The organism is Sinanaerobacter sp. ZZT-01 (assembly GCF_035621135.1).
In the GTDB taxonomy this organism is placed as follows: Bacteria; Bacillota; Clostridia; order Peptostreptococcales; family Anaerovoracaceae; genus IOR16.
Genome location: NZ_CP141728.1, coordinates 3,051,905 through 3,071,197 on the forward strand (window position 1 = coordinate 3,051,905; position 19,293 = coordinate 3,071,197).

The window sequence follows — 19,293 nt, forward strand, 5'->3', positions numbered from 1 at the left end:
CCCGAAAATTATAACTATTATTCTCCAATCAGATAATTATTTCTCCAAACGTAGAATTTTAGCATTTTCCTCTTATTTTCAAGCTATTCGCACAAATATTTTTCGCGTAAATCTTTTTCCAGAATGTTTTTTCTACAAACAGAGAATTAATAATTACTTTTAAGCAATAAAAATGTGCAATAGAGTGAATCCATTACACATTTTTATTTTATATCATATTTTGCAGCTTCATCCTATGACTTGTTTGGAAGCTCCTATGCATTAATCTACACGAATATAGTCAATTTGATTATTTTGTTCTTGAACCTCATATACTCCGCTATGATTAATATTGCTTTCTGATAAAGTATCGAGAATATTTTGTATCTGATTCGTTCGAGCATAAAGTGCATAGCCACAACTTTTTAACAATTTCGGGGGTGTTTTTTTCAAAGTCGAACGAATCTGTTGCTCCTGTAATTTCTCTTGTGCATAAGCAGCCTTATAAAAGGACGAAAATGCAATGACATAATCTTTCATGAAATCCCTCTTTTCTGTCGTTGAATTTCGTTCCTTGACCTATACTATTGTAAGGTTTTTAGCATTCGTATGTACATTTGTGAAAATCCTACACGATCCACATCCATTTCAGCAAGAAGCGGATAAGATTTTATCTGTTTTTTATCTTTATATATCAGAAGGGTTCCGATTTCATCGTTTTTCTTAATAGGAGCCGTAATCGATGAATTTAATTTGACCTTTGTAGTAATTCCTTCTTTCTGTCCTTTTTTCACAAGAAAACTTACTGTTTCTGGGCAAATTGCGTTTACAATCTCAGCACTGCCTTTTTGAACGGGTGCACTGCCCATTATTTCATTCTTTTCTGCAAGCTTTGCACTGTCATAGGTTGCGAAACCATAATCAAGTAGGCGACTTACTTCGGCAAATCGAATCTTAGAAGTCGTACTTCCCATAACAACTGATATTAAAGTAAGATCACCTTTTGTTGCTGAACCTGAAAGGCAATATCCGGCTTCCTGCGTAAAACCAGTTTTGATTCCATTTGCGCCGGGATATTGTTTGATTAAACGGTTTGTATTTGTTAGTCCTAACTCAGTTTGCTTCTTACCGCTCAACCCCACTGTTATCTTTGTCTGCCAGGTGTTGAACCATTCTTTTGTCTCCGGGTGCTTCATAAGTTCCTTTGACATTAGTCCTATATCATATGCACTTGTATAATGATCGGCTACCGGTAAGCCATTCGTATTCACAAAGTTTGTGTCCTTCATACCCAGTTCTTTTGCCCTTTTGTTCATTTTCTCTACAAAAATTTCTTCTGTTCCACCCACGTATTCAGACATTGCTACGCACGCATCATTAGAAGCTTGTAATAAACCAATTTCATTTTTTACCTGCTAAAATGTTTAAAGATTCCACTGAATTGTAATCTCCTTTTCCCCCCTCACCTTCGTATTTTTTACATAAATCACATCTACAAATTCCTCTACGATCTCTCGGTTCAGCTCTGTGATATCCATGTATTTTTTTATGGCTTTCTTCTTCTCCAATGCGAGATCTATTTTTACATTGTAAGTTTCAATTTCCTTTTCTAATGTTTTTATCTGCTTTTTGCATCTTTTTTCTCGCTCTGCCAAACCATGATTCAGAGAAATAAATTGCTCTTCTGTAATCACTCCCTTCACTTTATCCATATACAGGTTTTCTAACGCCAGCTGCGCATCCGCAAGCTGCACCTTGACAGTTTGTAACATTGCATTTGATTTTTCCAGCTGTACTGAAACGGTCGTCTCTCCTTTAATAAGAAACTCCAAATCCTGCTCCGATCCGTACTGGCGAATTATCTTTTTCAATTCTGTAAATACCGTTTCCATAATTAACTTGTAAGAAACCGATACGCCTATGCTACAAACATCATACTTTTTCATCGGACAGATAAAATACCTTTTGTCCCCCTGTCCATGATGCTTAATTAATGCAGATTGACAAGTCCCGCATTTCAGCTTACCGACAAAAATATGACGTTTTCCCGTACTTTCCGGCCGGGTGCGTGTCTTTGCCAGCTGTTGAACCAATTCGAAGGTCTGACGGTCAATAATAGGCTCATGCGTATTCTCTACGATGACCCATTTTGATTTGTCTTTTCTGACCTTTGCACTGTTTTTATAGCTGATTGTTCCACTTTTCCCTTGCACCATGTCACCAATATAGTCACGGTTTTTCAAGATAACATTAACAGAGCTGCTTCGCCATATCCTCCCCTGCTTTCCCCTCTGACGCGGAATGTAATTCTGACCCTGCTGCCGTTTATACTCCGCAGGACAGGGATACCCTAAGTCATTTAGATGTTGTGCGATGCGAGTCAAACCGTATCCTTCCAAATAGAGCTTGAATATCATGCGTACCACCTTTGCGGCTTGCTCATCGATAATAAAATGATTTTTGTCTTTCGGGTCCTTCAGGTATCCATATGGAGCAAAAGCACCTACAAATTTACCCTGCTGTTTTTTCACTTCAAAGACAGCCTTTATGTTTTCACTGAGGTCTTCCACATACCACTCATTCACCAAGCCATTAATCTGTCGGCTTTTTTTATTTCCTTTGACCGCTGTGTCAGCACTGTCTACGACCGACACAAAACGAATCCCCCAAAGTGGAAATTTTTTATGAAGGATCTGCTCGACATATTCCATGTCCCTCGTGAAACGAGACTGAGACTTTGCAAGTACAATATTGAACTTTCCTGCCTCCGCATCTTTCATCAGCCTTGAAAATTCCGGACGCTCGATTGCTTCATCTGCCCCGGAATAATCGTCGTCTGAATAGATGTCATAAATCTCCCATCCGGATTTTAAAGAATAATTAATCAGCATCGTCTTTTGATTCTGTATACTCTCAGAATCATCGCCCTTATTCCTTTTTTTCAAATCTTCATCGGATAAACGGCAGTAAAGAGCTACAATATTTCGTGGGACATGCTGTTGATCCTGTTTCATGATGACATCCTCATTTCGTTCTTATGTATTTGATTGCCGAAGTGCTTTCTGTCCTGCAAATAACGTTGGCAAGGCCTGTCTGTACACTTTGCCTGCGTTCTTCCTCTTTTGATTTAAAGAGATTCACAACGCAGTTTTTCTTAATCTTTACCGATTCTTCTGCACGCAGCATGTAATCCCCCCCCTTTCTTTTTATATGTTTATGCTAGGCAGCTGACATCTATCACTTGGAACAGCACATTGATACGGCGAAACTTTCCTTCGCCGTATAGTATCTACTGTTAATTAAAATATCTTTAACCCATGCTTTTAGAAGAGCAAGAAAAGCAAAATATAGATTCGTGAATATATAAAAAGAACGCTTAAAAGATGAGATTTATGGAAAAGTAATCCCTTTGAAAATTTTTTAAAGGGATTTTTTATTTGAAAAGAATCATTTTAGATTAAATCCTTATAACATTCTACATAAACAGATAATAAAAAAACATTCTTAAAGTTATCAACTAACCTTAAGAATGCTGCTTTGGTCTTAAGTCAATATAGTGGACACCACAAAGGCGACTTTTATGCAACACCTTTTACATGCAATGCATTTGGTGTCTTGTAGCCTAAGATACTGTGAATCCTCTTTTGGTTGTACCAGGATTCGATATATTCAAAGATGCTTTTGTATGCATCGGATGAATCTTTATATATTTTACAATACACTTCTTCCTTTTTAAGGAGTGAATGAAGAGATTCAATACAAGCATTATCATATGGACATCCTTTTCGGCTAAAAGAATGACGTATTTTCTTCTTTGCAAGTGTACGCTCAAATAATTCACTGGTATACTGAGTTCCCAAATCACTTTGCAAAATAATTCCTTCTGAATTCTTTACATTTAGACAGGCATTATTAATTGCTTTCACAGCTAGTTCAGCTGACATTGTAGTATCGAATGCCCATCCAATAATCTTTTTGCTGTAGAAATCCATGACAGAAGCTAAATAAGTCCATCCATTTTTTTGTGTATGAATATAAGTAATGTCTGTGCACCATTTTTGATTAATAGCAGTTGCCGTAAAATCCTGTTTTAAAATATTTTCTTTCTCTATAATAGAATTTTGATTCGAATAATGACGATATATTTTGATCACAATGGAACGAATACCAAGAGTTTCCATTCTTCGCTGCACTCGCTTTAAGCTGACATGCCAGCCATTCGAGAGTAAAATTTGATGAATCTTTGGTGCTCCATAACGTCTTTTGACATCATATATGAGAGTAATTATCTGTATGGCTATCCTATTTTAAAGGGACTTGGTATGAAAGCTGAAATTTCAATTATTGGAAGCTCTGATAGATTGCTAAAATAGCTTCATCAAGCTTTTGATTTTCTAAAGCACAATCTGAGGGCTTATGATTAGCAACTTTGTAATAAGTGCTTCTGTTAATCTTAAGTACTTTGCACATGATCTTAATTGGATAAATATTTTTATGATCTGTTAGGAAGCGAGTGATTTCATCTATTGTTTTCTGGCGAATATGGCGGTAGCTTTTTTAATATTTCATTTTCCTCTCTTAATTTCAAAATTTACCACCAAATAATTCTTCATCGCAATCCCAAATTTTATGGCTTTTATGATACGATATTCCCTTTTTCTAACCTTCTAAAAATTATTTGAAAGATAAATGATCACTGAATACATACTCTCCTGTAATATCAAGCGTAGAATAGTAATTGTCTTCAATAAAATCTTCCTCATATGTACTTAAATCAATTTTATTCTTCTCTGCTGTTTCTTTAGAGACAGCTATTCTTCCACGTCCCATAAACAAAATTGTAGGTTCTTCTTCCCATATGTCACAATGCGGACCTGCAAGCTTAAATTGAATCTCTTTGTCTAATGGAATGGCTTGAATCAGAAAAGTGCTTTTCGGTATAATAATTACTTTGCTATCACTTTTTAAATCTATTAAAGCAATAATTGTACATTTTAACAGAACATTATCGCTACTTACTACTTTAGTAATTTCGATTGGCTGTATATCAAATTTTAATTCATCCCCTTTATAGTTTGCTAAAATATCTTCTATTTCTAAAAATGCCTTATTTCTAGAAATTTCTTTTTCAGTCTTATATTTATTTAAATAATCTTCTATTGTAATCCTCTTTAATTGCTCAGAAAAAGTACTCGGATACACATTAAACAGATCGGGGAAAAAAATATCGACTAGTAATGCAAGAACTAAAATTATAATGCAGAATATAACAACAATATACTTTTTTCGTATCATACACTCCCTCCTTATTTATAGCAAGTCCATAGAGGTCTTCTATGGACTTGCTATTTTAAATTTTATAAATTATAAATAAAACTATAATCTTGTGTTTTAGATCGAGCATAAATATTTGATCCTGCAGATATACTATATTCGCTACTTGGAATATTTACGCTAATTGCCCAAGCAATTGTATAAACATAAACGCCTCTAGCCGATACTTCAATTGCATTTGTATTCAATAGGTCAACATGTGCGACTCCTTCAAAATCCACTACTCCAATTCCTTTATTATAATAATATGCATCGCATGCACTCCCAGAAACAAATCCTCTGGCCGAACCATATGCGTTCACTTTTACATAGGCGCCTACTTCTATTTTTGCCTTTCCATAATTTCTATAACTAAATTCTTTATACACTCTTGCATTTGAAATATGATCTTTAAATTTGCCAAAACTAATGTTACCAGCTCTCGTTTTTGGCATTTGTTCATAAGCGCTTTGGATAATTTCCTCATTTAATAGTCTTGCTTCTTCTAAACTAATTCCACGATCCTCAGCTAAATGTTTGCAATATTCCTCCTCAGATACCTTCTCAATTGTATATTCATCACTCAAAGTATTGAGAGCTTCTTTTACATTCTTATCTGAATCTGTAGCAAATACTATCGGCGTAAAACTAAACATTAAAACAGTCATTAATATTAAACTTACTAATTTTTTCATTTTTCCTCCTTTTGACATCTTATAAGATATTGTAATAACTTTGATTAATCAAATATTTATTAGAAATTTCTACATAAATTATACCATTATTTGTTATTAATTACAATATTGAGGATTCGTTTTCTTTAGACTTAATTTGATAAAAATCAACAATAAGTTCCTCGCTTCATCTATTCCTGGTCCTTCGATCCACTGTGAAACATCTTCATACATATCTCCATTAATAAGAATGGATTTGAATAAGGTATATCGTTTTTTCCTATAGACTGAATGATGAATGACTATTATTAAAGTATCTTAGTATAATAACGTAATATTAAAGAGTTTTTGTCACCAAACGTATATGCTCTGCTGTAAGGCGACTCAGGAGCTCCTGAATGGCATCTTTCTTCTTCTTTTAGCTGCTCAATTTGCAACCGTTCCCGTAGCTCCTGCACACTTGACTTTCCTTTTACCTTTAGACGTCCAATATTATTTTTACGGGGGTTTGCTTTATTCGATCGTGTTTGGTCGTGATTTGATGCGTTCTCCTGTGCTGTCTGCTCTTCCGTTTCTTCTTTGACCTGCGGATCAGGGAGTGCCACAATCGTATATATATTTTTACCGTAAATATTACCTTTGTCTTTTACACTTCAACTGTCAACCTCTTATCTCTCATTATAATTTTGGGACTTAGAGTATAGCCCTGAACCATAATTCCCTCTACCCGCAGAAGGTTTAAAATCTCATTTTCTTTCATGGATAGACTCCTTTCAAAACACAAAAAAGGAAGAGCATTTATTTTTACTCTTCCTTTTTTGTTTCCTATCATTTAATAGGATAGTTTTCTATTAATTTAAGTATTCGTATCTTATTTTATTTGCTTTTTTGTCGTTTAAAACTTGATTAAAACGCCCGATGCAGCTGCCAATAGTCTTCTTTGCTATCCACTATAATCTTTGCCGTATAGGTTTTTGTTGTGCCTGCGCTGTAGGTTGCCGTGAAGGTAAAGGTCAGCTCTTTTGGTTTCTTTCTTCCCCATTTATTCAGCATGGAGGACTCCCACAGGCTTCCGCTGTAAATGGTTTCGTTTGCTGCATTTTTCTTTCCGGTGTTTTTCATTGTCGTGCTGTAGGATGGATAGCCTTCGATCTTGCAGGTTACTTTAGTCGGGCTTCCTGCGGCTTCTGCTTGCAGCATGAATTTTTCTCCGCTCCAAAAGACATTGGTTCCTCGCTTTCTCGGTGCTTTCAGCTTCAAGTAGTCTGTATAGAGGATTTCTTTATTGACTTCGTCTTTAAAGCGATTCAAGTTATATTTTTTTCTGTTTTTCTCCCAGTTTTCGGTATGGTATACCATGCCTGTGATCTTGCCTTCGGATATTACGGTAAAGCGGTACGTCCCGATTCCGGCCCCGGTGTGGTCTCTGACGGTACATACGACTTCATACGTTCCGCTCTGTGCTTTCTTTTGTACGGTTCCGGTTGTGGTCAGCGGATAGCTTCCGTTTGTCGCGTTCAGTCCGGTTCTTCGATGGGTATAGAGCAGTTTTTTCTCCTTGTATACTTCGGTGGTTAAACGCAGTGTGTCTTTTTCGGCATCGTCTACACCGACTTGTATCCGAAAAGCATCTCCTTCTTTCACTGTCTTTGGCACAGTCTTAATGGAAGTAATCCACGGGGCGGAGGCGCCTCCTTCAATATAGAAGGTCAGGCTTTCGATGTTGGAGGCTTTGTCGTATAGCGGGTTGCCTCCGGCCTTGCTTCTTCTTGAGGTATCGTCTTCCTGCCAATGTTCTACGGTATACTTGCCGTCTACATAGAATCTCTGAATCGGCTGGTTCAATACTTTATTTAAGTCTTGGAATACGACGTTTCCCTCTTCGTTTAAAACGGTTGCAGCATTCGGATGGGAACCGTCGTTAAATGGGGTATGGGTATACCGCCAATATTGTTTCTTGGATGGATCGTTTTCATAGTCGTAGTAATTTATCCCGTAACGAATCCATTCTCCTTTTTTATAGACGAGCTTGTCTTCTTCTTCCTCCAATTCAGTTCTTGAAAATTGAGTGGTTACTTTATTTTTGTTCCATCCGCTCAATGGTGATTCTCGGTTAAAGGTATCTTGTATGGCATAGATTTTTTTCCCACCTTCGATGCAATACACTTTCAGGTTGCGGATTTGTACGGTTTCGTCTTTTTTGAATGAAAATCCCAAATTTCCTCTCTGATGAAATCGCATGGCGGGAACGTAAGTTTTTCCTCTGTAATAAAAGGCATTTGGATTGGAGCTATAGCTGCTTTTTAATGCGCCGTAGTAGGCAATTTCTCCCGGTGTTTGGAAGCTTCCGCTTACCGTACTCCATCCGCTCTCTTTTGTCTGTATATTCGGTTGCATTTGTGAAGGTGCTTCTTCATCGATTAAGATAAGTTGCAGATTATCAATAAAAAGATATCCGGAAATGCCGTATTCATGAGATGTCAGGGTAATCTTAATTTCCGTTTCTCCCGAATATAAAAGGCCGGGATAAGTGTACCTTCCACTTGATTCATAATAGCCTCTATATTTTTCATTTGGGGGTGTAAATGAAAATCCATTCACTTCTATTTTTCCATCTATTCGATGTCTATTTAAATTATTTGAAGAGGCACACATCTCATAGTCAAAAGACAAAGCAGCTCTTTTACCACTTGGTATATTAAATTTCATGTTCGCAGTAATCGGTCCATTGCTTTTGCGTTTCCGTACACCGTACAGTTTTCCAATTCCCTTTGGATATCTGTAATCATAACCTTCTGCTGAGGTTTTTTCTATAAATCCGGATTGATTCCAAGCATTTGATTCCTCAAATACTTCGTTTGATGAAAAGCGAAACATCGGATTGATCTTATTGTCAAAAGATTCCTTCACGACGTCACTCACAGTTACGGTTTCTCCGGTTAAAAGGCTTTCACTGATTAACGGTGTAAAACTTAAGCCACTTTGAAACCGCTCTTTGATCGGAGAAGGATCGGAAGCGGAATCGGATCGAGACTTTATCTCGTATTCATAGAAATATTCTTTCCCGGTTTGCAGTGGAAGTGATTTTGTAAAGCTTGCATCTTCTGCGTTTGCTTTTATCTCAAGAACGGACTCTTGTTTGTCTTTTGAAAGAATGCGTTGTGCCATTTCTTCGGTTGGCTTCTCGGATACTAGCACCGTTCCGTTTAGCCGGCGTGCCAGGTTCTCTCCATAAGTGTTTCTTTCTTGATCGGTCAAGCAGTAAAAATCGTAGCCTTCTTTTCTTAGGATTTGTTCGGCTCTCCAAAACGAGTTTGTGCTTGTCAGGGAATGGTCATACAGTCCAACGGCTCGCATGTTTTTGGTTCCATCCAAATTGCGGTTTAAAAAACTCGTAATGACTTGATCTAATGTTCTGGAACGTTTTATGAGGGTTGTTGTGCTTTTTGCTTTTTGCTGCTCCATGTTATTGTCTCCGCAATGCACGGCTATGAACGCATCGGAATGCATACCGTATTCATCGGTATCGCCGATTCCACCCATCAGGCCGTTTTTCTTTTCATACATTTCTCCGCTTTGGGGATTGTATACAAAGGCTCTGGCTCGTTCCGGATAGATATGATAGCCTCCAGTTGTGTCTATGTAATAGGCTCCTGTGATTACATACACTTCTCCGCTTGGAAGTTCTTCGGTATAGATTATATTAGTAGTCGTCCGTTTGCTCTTGCTTCTCACATCACAGCTTTTTTCTACGCCGTTATAGATCCCGATTACACTTGCTCCACAATGGTAACTGCTCTTACTTTTGCTTGCAGTTGCCCATGTGATATAGTTGTATGTGCCATTGCTGTCGGATACCGGGGTAATGCAATCTTGCCCTTCACGTAAATAAACGGTATGCGTTTTTATCAGGTGGTTTTCTCTGTTATATACGTGGATGTAATAATCGGATTTTTCGTACCTCGTTTCCTCTTCTGCGGTGAACACCATGACGCCTTTATTATCGATTCCAATTAAGTGATACCCTTCCCGGTCTGCTTTGCCCAGTGCTTCATACTGCACCAAGCCGCTCGTTAAATCAAGGATTCCTCGTTTTAAATTTGTAGATTCCACCAGTGCAAAGTGTACTTTCCCATTAATCATTTTTGCTTTTTCGGACAGATTCCCTTTGACAATGGTTTGGATTCCTCCTTTCTTGCCGTTAATCGCATAGATTCCATTGCTTTTTACCGTATAGATTAAGTCACCGCTTACAAAGTTACTTTCTCCGACTTCAAACGGTAACACGGTCAAGAGGGTTCCGTTATCTTTTGTAAAGAGTGCGGTTTTTCCATTGCATACAAAGTAAAGGTACTGTTCACTGTCATCCTGCTCGAAGCGGAACTCTGCGTTTAACGGAAGCTGTGTCATATCATAAAGGCGAGCGTTCCACCGTTCCAGCGGATATTCGCAATTTGCGTCAAAGGCTCGTAAAATATAGGGTGGGCTTACATAACTGTTCCAATAGTTTTCTCCTGCATGCCAGGTTCCTTCTATCGTGTATAAGCCGTGGTTGTCCACCAGAAAACAACGATCTTCAAAAGCGGTACCGTCTCCATTGTATCCATATGGCTGTGCTACGAAATAGCGATACCAGGGGTAATCCCGCTCTAAGGGTTCATCCAGCAGTTTGACTTTTACATCTGCGTCCACTGCATTTCCAAGGAAGTAGCTCTGCATGGTATTGATGCCGTTTTTCAGCTTCTTATACTCTTCGACACTGCCTGCTAAAAGCAAAATGTCTGCTGTTCTTGTCGTAATTGGCTTTAAGCTTACAATCGGTGCAATGTTATCTATTTTTGTAATGGCGATCGTCTCATCGGTCAAATAGTCTTCTTCGGTGATGTATTCTTCTAATGTTTCTTCGGTCCATACGTCTTTGACATGAAGCCGCAGCTTTACTTTGCCGACTCCGGTTTTTTTCACGGATATGATCTTTTTTGTTCCAAAGGAACTGTCGGTAAAGCCTGTTTTCTCTTCTGCTTTGACTTCTGTTTCTGCTTCAAACCTTTCATCGAGGTCGCTGTCTTCTGTAATGTACCAGTTGCGTTCAATTTGGTCGCCGTCTGTACTGCTAACATCTTCCATTTCAATTGTTGCGGTATTGGTTCCCTTTTCTCTGAAAAAGGCATCCTGCACGGAAATTTCTGCTTTGGGCGGTAGGTCGGGCTGTACGGTGAATTCTTGTTCGGCTGCATCCCATAGCCCTCGGCTGTCTTTTGCATACACCTTATATCTGAATTTCTCCGGCTTCGTATTTTTCGTTAAAAAGAGCAGCTGACAGTTGTTCCAATATGGGTCGGACTCTAATTTTTCAATGGGGCGGGTCTTGATTCCTTCGGTATTGTCCAGGGTGTTTTCTCTGCCGTCGAAATTCTGTGTCAGATGTACGCTTTCTCCGGTTTCTAAATTGGTGACTTCTGCCCAAAGCTGTTTTAAGGGGTTGTCTGCATTCGTTGCGACTTTTATGGTCAATACCTGCTTTCGGTTCTGCTTTTGGGTTCCGCCTAAGTTTGCAAGCACGGTCGGGGTTTTCAAAACTTCAATGGGTTTGGTGTCGTACAGACTGCCACCGTTTTTGGGACTGATCTTTAACTGCACGTTGTAAAAGCCTTTGTTCGGAAACGTTGCGGTTGCATAAATCGGTGTGACTCGGTCTTTTTTTATCTGCCCTGCTCCGCTTTCCAGGATGGAGAAACGATTGCTTGCTTTTCGCTCTTCATAGGCTCGCAGTGCGGAATAGTTTTCTCCATCCACAACGTAAGTCGATCCATCTTCTGCGGTAACGGGATGGCTTTCATAGGTCTTTGAAGGAAGGGATAAAATAGCAGTGGCATCTACTACGGTGCCGTCTAAGATATTGATCGTCTTGGTGTCGGTATCGGATTCGCCGCTTTGTAAGGTCACGGTCAGTCGGTAGGTGATCGGTCCTTCTTTTGCTGCGGTTTCCGATAAGGAAGAACCTGCTTTCGTTCCATCCCAAGCGGATACAAACGTCCAGCCGCTGCCGTCGTTTTTTTCTAAGGTGCTGCTTTTAAATTTAGCATCCTTCGGCAGGATGGTCTTATCTGCTGCTTCGTAGCTCTCCCCCACCTTTGCTTCATTGGGAAGTCCTAACACGGCATTCAGCTCTAAAGGAATTGGCTCCGGCTCCGGATCAGGAACTTCCTGAATCTCGGTTTCTGTCCAGCTGATGACGGTTGGAACAAAATACAGCTGGCCTTTTACCTTATCGCCAAAGTCCGTTTTATTCATAAAGCTTTCCAATTCCTTGTTAGCCGTACCGCCAAGCAAATCTAAAATTTCCTGCTTGCCACGAGTCTCTAGTGTATACACTACATCATAAGGTTTTTTATCGTTTGCCGTTAACGTAGTATTGACCGTAAAGGATAAGATTCCGGTATTTTTATCGTAACCGGTAACGGATGCGCTGTTTATTTTCGCACCGTCATTCCAGTAATTAAAGTCATATGCTATCTTATCATCTGCCTTTTTTGTGCTGTACCAGGTATAATATTTGCTGTCTTCAAAATCGAAGTTCTTTTTATTGTAGGCAGTGATTTTCGGGTCTTTTTTCCCTTTTCCGATATTAATGGAAGCCTGGTAAGTATACGGTCCATTTGGCTGTTTTCCGCTTTGCCAGACTTCGGATGAATTACACCAGATGAAAATTGATCCGGTATCTAAGCGGTAATGTGTGACTTCAACTTCTTGTGTTTCTGCGTATGTAAAATCCGGCCAATAAAAAAGCCCTGTGAAAAGCAGGGCAAAAATAAGAAGTGCGGATACACTGCTTCGGCATATTTGATTGTGCATTTTCATTCCTTTCTGTTATACTTATGGTAAGGATTACCGTTTGGTGGCGGATCACTTTCCCTGAAGGGAGGTGATGCAATGATTACATATTCTGAATTATTTCAATTTGGATTGTTGATCGTAGCTGTCATTTCTCTGTGTTTACGCAGTAAGAAATAACGAAAGCCGCCTAAATTAGCAGTTTAGACGGCTTTCAAATCACAGTATTTGGATCTGCCGCCCTGCAAAAAGCGGTAATCCTTTTCTTATCTAATATATATCATAGATTCCTTGCTTATGCAAGCAGAATGCTACTCACTCAAACGGAGGAATCACTTCCGAGATTTGGTATCCGTTCTTGAACGGATTTGCAACCAGCAGCATGGTATCTGAAGCACTATAGATGCCGAAATAGTCGAAGTCCGGCAGCTTATATCCTAATGCATCAGTATCCCATGTATAATAACTTATATCGCCGTCTCCGTAATCGGTAAGAGATACCGGGTATCCGTCATAATACTCTAATATCTTATTATCTTTAATCAGCATCATGCCTCTCGAACCGTCCCAATCCATTTTTATAAATTCTTTCTTTTTACTTCTTCCTAAAATGATGGTCATCTTTTCCGGATAATCCGAAATGACTTCATAATACTTGATGTCATCAAATACGGAGTTTCCTCGGATGTTTTTTACTGCCTGTTCCACTGGCTTCGTGGAAGGAGATAGATCCATCATATCAATTGGGTCTGTGCCACGGTTCGCAACGGAGCCTTCTATGATCTGTACGGTATTCTGCGGATTTTCGGCTGTCACGGGCGTTCTTTTGCTTTCATCGGTATATCGATACAGCACGACAGAGGATTCTGCACGGGTCAATGTTCCCTTTGGCTTAAAGCTGCCGTCACTGTAACCGGAAAGAATACCTGTCGCATAGGATTTTATGATATGGTAATCGTACTTTGTGGTGCTGTCTACATCGCTCACTGTTTCCTCAATGTCTGAATAGTTTTCTACCTCAGTCTTTCCGAGTCCGTTGCTGATAATCAGTGCCATATCGCTTCTTGGAATGGCATGATTCAGCATTGTGGTATCAATCTCTGATTCTGCAAATAAGTTCAGTTCTAAGGCTTTCTGATAATAGTTATATGCCCAGTGATGCGGTTTTTCTGCTACTGTCAGTTCTTCCCCCGTTGCTGCTACGACCATCATCTTAATGAATTCGCCGTAAGTTACGATGCTTTGCGGTTTAAAGCTCCCGTCCGGATAGCCTTTGATGATGTCCTTATCCGACATGGCTTTGACGGATTCATATGCCCAACTTGTAGTCTTTAAGTCTTTATATGTTTGCTGATCAGCTGCGTAAACGGCAGCGGATGCGAAGAGCAGCGTTGCTGCCAGTGTAACGGAAAGTATCTTTTTCATTGGGATTCCTCCTTATACGCTTTGATTATCAGGAAATTTTCTTCTCTTATAATCTCGTCTATATGATAAACTTCTCTTTTAGTTTGAAAATGGCGGTTCAATTCCTGCATTCTTTTTACCTAGTGATTCTCTGGTTCATAGATGATTCCTTTACTTCTTTACGATTCATAATGAGACCAAAGGCTATGAATGATAACCAGCTTTTCATTTTCCATGATTCTATACACCATTCGATGCTGGATATTGATTCGCCTTGAGTAGTATCCTTTCAAATCACCCACCAGTTTTTCATAGGAAGGCGGAGTTTGAAGGGGATTCTCTTTTATGAGATCAATCAAAGCCTTTGCTTTTTTTGACAAGTTCGACTTCAGCAATTTTTCTCGGTCCTTCTGTGCTTGCTTAGTTAATTTTACTTGATACCTCACCATTCTACCTCATCTGCATCGACCATGTTTTCAATTGATTCTTTTTCCCCCGCTTTTATACTCTCGATCAAACCGGGAACGGAAGACAACGATAAGGTCGCCATAAGACTATTGTAATCATCCTCACTGATAATGATTGCATTTCCTTCTTTTGTATTAACATTTATTACATCGTTATATTGAATTGCCTGACTCATATATTTGAAAACATTTTTACGGAAATTAGTAATATTCGTACTGGTCATTTTTCATCACTCCTTTACTATACATATTATGTACAGTATGAAGTACATTTATAAGTGTGTCAATATATTAGAAGGATTTTTTTAATTATTCTGGTAAATTGTCTTTTCTTTTGCCTTGCTTTCTTTTTTAATTTTCAAGGTGCTTATTTATATTTTACATATTTTGTAATTAATGTAAACATCTTTTATTTATTTTTTTATTATTTATTCTTTTATTTGGAAATTTAATATTGTTTATTAGCTGATACTTGCTGTCCGATCAATAAAAAAGCCCTGTGAAAAACAGGACAAAGATAAGCAGTATGGTTACATATGAAGGCTTGTTTGCCTATTCAGGTGTGATTATAGGGGTTATCACCATTTGTATGATGATACCTTCAAAAAATAGCAATGACCGCTTAAACATGAGAATTTAAGCGGTCTAGCTCAATCGACTTTCGGACTAACCGCCGTCTCAAAAGCGGTAATCCTTTTCTATCTAATATATACCATAGTTCACCTGCTTATGCAAGGGAAAAACCCTGTTCTTATTTCATTGAATTTTATTTCGTTGTCTGTTATAATTTTCCATGAAAGAGTCGTAAAGAGTGGTGGCTGCCTCGGTATCCTACGGAGGTGATGAATATATGGATGCATATATCAAAATCACAAAGGAGAAAAGCCATGAGTGTTTATCAAGCTTTGATGCTGATGATAAGCTTCGCTATGTTGGTGCTTGCAATTGTAAGCCTGACATAACGCAAAAACCACTCAGTGAGTTTGGCGACTTGAGAGTGGTTTAGCGTCTAATTCGTTATTCCATTGTTGAGCCAGCTATCACTGCGGCTCTTTTCTATATTATAGCCATAACTTCCAAGAAAATGCAAGTGTTTTAGATGATTTCACAAAATAGATATATTTTAAATGTCCTTTATTTTTCTATATTTTGTCCCTCTATTTTCAACTTCCCTAGCTCTAACCAAAAAGCGTTATCTTGTATTTTAAGGCGATGAATTTCATCCACGTAATATTTGATTTCATCACTTTGCAATTTGCAATGTATCGAGTATCTGCTCAACGGCTCAGAAAAGAGAAATGCTTTTTATTCAGTTTCCTTATCAAGCAAAGTATCATTGAATTCTTCTTGATTTTTTTTATTTTCTTCAATTTTTTTAATATATTCCGGAGAATATTTTGATACATAGTTTTTGACAAATGATTCTTCCCATCGAATATTTGGATTATCTATGTTATCTAACAATATTTTTTCAACAACACCTCTTACTTCTTCTTCTAATTCATCACCCTTTAATTTAGATAATTTTTTGATTTCTAAAATTATTTCTTCATCGTCGACATTTTCATCATTATTTGTGATTTCAGGTTCTTCTTCCCCCGTTTCTTCATAAGTAACAGTTATTCCATAGACTGGATAAACATATAAATCCAACGCAATTTCTTTCACTTTTTCATCATTTATTGAATTAACAACTTGTTCAATATTCATGTTTTCCTTCTGTTTATTTTGATGAGAAATAAATATCGATCCTATAATAAATATCAATAAAACTGTAATAGCGATGCCCCAATATACCTTTTTATTCATTATATCTCCTCAATAAACGTTACCGTTATATTCCCCGTTACCTAAACATCTTTGGTGTATAATAATTGAAGATGTATCCGAAAATACTTTCCTTTTAAAGTTCCAATACTCTTTATCACTTCTCCATCATTGATATTATAAATAATTTGATCATTTTTAACGACATGTAAAGTCCTTTAATTAATCAAATGCTGTTTAGTTAGAAATTTCTATATCCAAACAATGTCATTTTAAATTCAAAGTTACAATACTTCGGGTCTAAAATGTTGTTCGGGGATGTACTCCGTCCTCATTTCTATTTTTCTGTGCAATAAAATAAATAAGAGCACCTAAAAGTACTCTTACTGTAATCTATTATTCATGATGTATTAACCGATTTTAGGAAAATATTAGATGTATTATAACATAAAATATTAATTTTTATAAATTTTACTGTAATACAAAGAATCAGACACTTCGTTTTTTATAGAATTGACATCAATAGCTTTTATATTATTAGTATTTAAGTATTCTGATATAGTATTATGAAGGATTAACCTTTTTATTCCATTAAATACTATTACATTCCAATATTCATCTTCAGATACACCATATGCATTTATTAAAGTTTTTTGTATTTCATTTACTTTATCATCTTCTTCAAGTTCTTTTCTTGTATAATCTATATTATCTTGTACTATTTTATCAACATTTATATTATATTCTTTAGCTAATTGCTGTTCATAAATATTTAATTTCATATCATCCCATGCGTTTTTATAAGGATTTTTTGAACCTGACGCTTGATGTTTTAGAGCACGTATTTCTAATTCCTTAGCTGTTATCTCTTGCTCTTCTATTTTTCCTATTATTCTGGTTGCTTCAGAAGATTGATCAGAACTAATATTATGATATATTTTAGCTACTTGTAAATCAATACTATAATTTAATTCTGAATTTTCTGTCGAGTAGGTATCCTTGATTTGCTTTATATCTGTAGAAGAACCTTCTTTAGCAAACTTATTTACTTTATTCGCATCGTTTATATCATTTACATTGCTGCATCCAACAATAAGTAAAGAAATAATAATAAAACTAATAATTAAATGGTTTTTCAATTTTTTCTCCTTATTTCAGTTACATAAAATATATTTTACCTGCTATTTGCCTTATTTAGAAATTTCTATATCCAAACAATATCATTTTAAATTCAAAGTTACAATACTTCGGGTCTAAAATGTTGTTCGGGAATGTTAAAATGAGATTATTTGAAATTTTTCGATATAATTTGTGATTAGATTGAGTTTTACCAGTCATTCTTGAATAAGTGGCAGCGGATCGATCAAAACACCATTATAGATCAGCTCAATATGTAAATGTGCTCCGGTACCAATACCGGTATTGCCGACCGCACCAATGACAGTACCTCGTGTTACCTCATCTCCTACCGCTGCTTTGACCGCAGAAAGATGCTGGTATCTGGAGATCCAAACATCATCTCCAATTTTATGTTGTACTTTTATATTGATGCCCCTCTCTCCTCCTGCCATGTCTACATAGATTACAGTGCCTCCCTCTATCGCAATCACGGGAGAACCCATTGCGTTACTGCCGCTGATGTCCACTCCGTTATGTGCTCGTTTCATGCCAAGAACAGGATGCACTCTTACTGATGCAAATTTAGAGGTCACGCTGTGAAGCTTTGGTGTTGGCCATGCAAAGTATCCTCCTGCTGCGTCCTCGATGTAATCCGGTAAATCATAAAGGCCACCGAACATCTCATCTAGCAAGCCTTCACTAATGAGTAAATCAATCCATTCAATCTGCTCTTCATTGAATCCTTTTTCAATGATTAGGTTCTCTAAATCTTTACTTGTAAATTCAATTACATATTTAGCATATGTATCTGTCTCTTCCACTCTTGCTTTTGCTGCATCTAAAACAGCCTGTATATCACTTTCGGCATCAAGGCGAAAAAAGGAGTAAATAAGAGTTGTCGTAGTATAGTCTTTACTCTCTTTTTTCTGCCAATATCCGTCGCCTTCCTTTGATGCAATCCAAATCCACTTTTCATAATGCAGTTTAATAAAATCCACGGCAGATACAAACGGGTCAATACCGTCAAATTCATTTTCTGAGCGCACGGTATCGTAAACCAAAAGGTCTTGCCAGGTGCATCCTGCAAATTCGGCCGCAGCCTTATAATTGACCAGCATATTATCTGCAATGGCGGGCAAGCTGGAAGAGTTGGAAATCATAACGCCTACCACCGAAAATGCCAGTAGCAACGGCAGCGAAGCCACAAGCAATATTTTTTTCAGTTTCTTATTTCTTCTTGCTCTTCTTCGACTCACTTAATATGCCTTTTCCCTTCTCTTCTTTTTCACGCTTTTTCATTTCGTGATTTTCTAACTGCTTTCTTTTCCATTATTTTTTTCGGTCGCACTTTTCGCTTTCCTCGCTACGTATTTTGGTGCCATTCTCAGCGTGTTTTTTTACGGTTTGTTTTTTTCTGCCTTAAGCGCATTTACAATTCCTGCATAGCTTGATTTTTCGCCTTGTTTCTCCAATTTAGAAAAGTCATACTGGTTTACAATCTCTGCTCCGTATTTCTCAGTTACAGCATGGTAGCAATCTTCTCCCATTTCTTCGCAAAATGACTCTTAAAGAAACTGATCGGCTTTATTTTTTGCTTGTACTGCGTTTCATTCTTATCCATATGCTCAAATGTATTTTTAAATGCACCCAAATACAAAGGTCGCTCTGATCTATGTTTTGAATTAAATTAAGTTGCCTTTTCGAATGCCATCTGCCGGCGTCTTCCCATGCACACT

Annotated in this window: 18 protein-coding genes; 2 read left to right on the forward strand and 16 right to left on the reverse strand. The window is 37.6% G+C overall.

Annotation, left to right across the window (positions count from 1 at the left end; genetic code table 11):
* Positions 1–261 precede the first annotated feature (261 nt).
* The 9 genes from U5921_RS14750 to U5921_RS14790 all read right to left on the reverse strand — a co-directional run bounded on the left by U5921_RS14750 (position 262) and on the right by U5921_RS14790 (position 12,821).
* Complete coding sequence (locus U5921_RS14750) at positions 262–519, reverse strand: DUF3343 domain-containing protein (RefSeq protein ID WP_324824217.1); 258 nt, start codon at positions 517–519, stop codon at positions 262–264.
* A gap of 44 nt (positions 520–563) precedes the next feature.
* Positions 564–1,379, reverse strand: a complete 816-nt coding sequence (locus U5921_RS14755) for a D-alanyl-D-alanine carboxypeptidase family protein (protein WP_324826009.1) — start codon at positions 1,377–1,379, stop codon at positions 564–566.
* 24 nt (positions 1,380–1,403) lie between these two features.
* Positions 1,404–2,993 (reverse strand): recombinase family protein, encoded by a 1,590-nt coding sequence (locus U5921_RS14760; RefSeq protein WP_324824218.1) that lies wholly within the window; start codon positions 2,991–2,993, stop codon positions 1,404–1,406.
* A gap of 10 nt (positions 2,994–3,003) precedes the next feature.
* The gene (locus U5921_RS14765) at positions 3,004–3,165 is read right to left on the reverse strand and encodes a hypothetical protein (RefSeq protein WP_324824219.1); all 162 of its coding nucleotides are present in this window, start codon (positions 3,163–3,165) and stop codon (positions 3,004–3,006) included.
* A gap of 392 nt (positions 3,166–3,557) precedes the next feature.
* Positions 3,558–4,280 carry an IS3 family transposase gene (locus U5921_RS14770; RefSeq protein ID WP_324826010.1) on the reverse strand — a complete coding sequence of 241 codons (723 nt, stop codon included), beginning with the start codon at positions 4,278–4,280 and terminating at the stop codon, positions 3,558–3,560.
* A 373-nt stretch (positions 4,281–4,653) separates the two neighbouring features.
* Positions 4,654–5,274 carry a hypothetical protein gene (locus U5921_RS14775; protein ID WP_324824220.1) on the reverse strand — a complete coding sequence of 207 codons (621 nt, stop codon included), beginning with the start codon at positions 5,272–5,274 and terminating at the stop codon, positions 4,654–4,656.
* A gap of 62 nt (positions 5,275–5,336) precedes the next feature.
* Positions 5,337–5,987 carry a hypothetical protein gene (locus U5921_RS14780; protein WP_324824221.1) on the reverse strand — a complete coding sequence of 217 codons (651 nt, stop codon included), beginning with the start codon at positions 5,985–5,987 and terminating at the stop codon, positions 5,337–5,339.
* Between the two features lie 287 nt (positions 5,988–6,274).
* A complete protein-coding gene (locus U5921_RS14785; protein WP_324824222.1) occupies positions 6,275–6,571 on the reverse strand; it encodes a hypothetical protein in 297 nt (98 codons plus the stop codon).
* A 301-nt stretch (positions 6,572–6,872) separates the two neighbouring features.
* Positions 6,873–12,821, reverse strand: coding sequence for a hypothetical protein (locus tag U5921_RS14790; RefSeq protein WP_324824223.1), 5,949 nt, complete (start codon positions 12,819–12,821; stop codon positions 6,873–6,875).
* A 78-nt stretch (positions 12,822–12,899) separates the two neighbouring features.
* On the opposite strand from U5921_RS14790, the gene U5921_RS16230 reads away from it, so the two are divergent.
* On the forward strand, positions 12,900–12,980 hold the full coding sequence (locus U5921_RS16230) for a putative holin-like toxin (protein WP_417765062.1): 81 nt from the start codon (positions 12,900–12,902) through the stop codon (positions 12,978–12,980).
* A gap of 135 nt (positions 12,981–13,115) precedes the next feature.
* Here U5921_RS16230 and U5921_RS14795 read toward each other — a convergent pair whose 3' ends face one another.
* From U5921_RS14795 to U5921_RS14805, 3 genes are all read right to left on the reverse strand, one after another.
* Entirely contained in the window at positions 13,116–14,225 is a 1,110-nt protein-coding gene (locus U5921_RS14795) for an S-layer homology domain-containing protein (RefSeq protein ID WP_324824224.1), read from the reverse strand.
* Positions 14,226–14,383: 158 nt separating this feature from the next.
* Positions 14,384–14,653: a Txe/YoeB family addiction module toxin gene (locus tag U5921_RS14800; protein ID WP_324824225.1), complete on the reverse strand. Its 270-nt coding sequence runs from the start codon at positions 14,651–14,653 to the stop codon at positions 14,384–14,386.
* Positions 14,647–14,895, reverse strand: coding sequence for a type II toxin-antitoxin system Phd/YefM family antitoxin (locus U5921_RS14805; protein ID WP_324824226.1), 249 nt, complete (start codon positions 14,893–14,895; stop codon positions 14,647–14,649). The genes U5921_RS14800 and U5921_RS14805 overlap by 7 nt, the downstream gene beginning before the upstream one ends.
* A gap of 690 nt (positions 14,896–15,585) precedes the next feature.
* Here U5921_RS14805 and U5921_RS16235 point away from each other — a divergent pair.
* Complete coding sequence (locus tag U5921_RS16235; RefSeq protein ID WP_417765063.1) at positions 15,586–15,633, forward strand: hypothetical protein; 48 nt, start codon at positions 15,586–15,588, stop codon at positions 15,631–15,633.
* A gap of 343 nt (positions 15,634–15,976) precedes the next feature.
* On the opposite strand, the gene U5921_RS14815 is transcribed toward U5921_RS16235, so the two are convergent.
* From U5921_RS14815 to U5921_RS14830, 4 genes are all read right to left on the reverse strand, one after another.
* Positions 15,977–16,480 carry a hypothetical protein gene (locus U5921_RS14815; RefSeq protein WP_324824228.1) on the reverse strand — a complete coding sequence of 168 codons (504 nt, stop codon included), beginning with the start codon at positions 16,478–16,480 and terminating at the stop codon, positions 15,977–15,979.
* A 413-nt stretch (positions 16,481–16,893) separates the two neighbouring features.
* Positions 16,894–17,577: a hypothetical protein gene (locus U5921_RS14820; protein ID WP_324824229.1), complete on the reverse strand. Its 684-nt coding sequence runs from the start codon at positions 17,575–17,577 to the stop codon at positions 16,894–16,896.
* Between the two features lie 195 nt (positions 17,578–17,772).
* The gene (locus tag U5921_RS14825; RefSeq protein ID WP_324824230.1) at positions 17,773–18,813 is read right to left on the reverse strand and encodes a M23 family metallopeptidase; all 1,041 of its coding nucleotides are present in this window, start codon (positions 18,811–18,813) and stop codon (positions 17,773–17,775) included.
* A gap of 141 nt (positions 18,814–18,954) precedes the next feature.
* Positions 18,955–19,104 carry a hypothetical protein gene (locus U5921_RS14830; protein WP_324824231.1) on the reverse strand — a complete coding sequence of 50 codons (150 nt, stop codon included), beginning with the start codon at positions 19,102–19,104 and terminating at the stop codon, positions 18,955–18,957.
* Positions 19,105–19,293 lie beyond the last annotated feature (189 nt).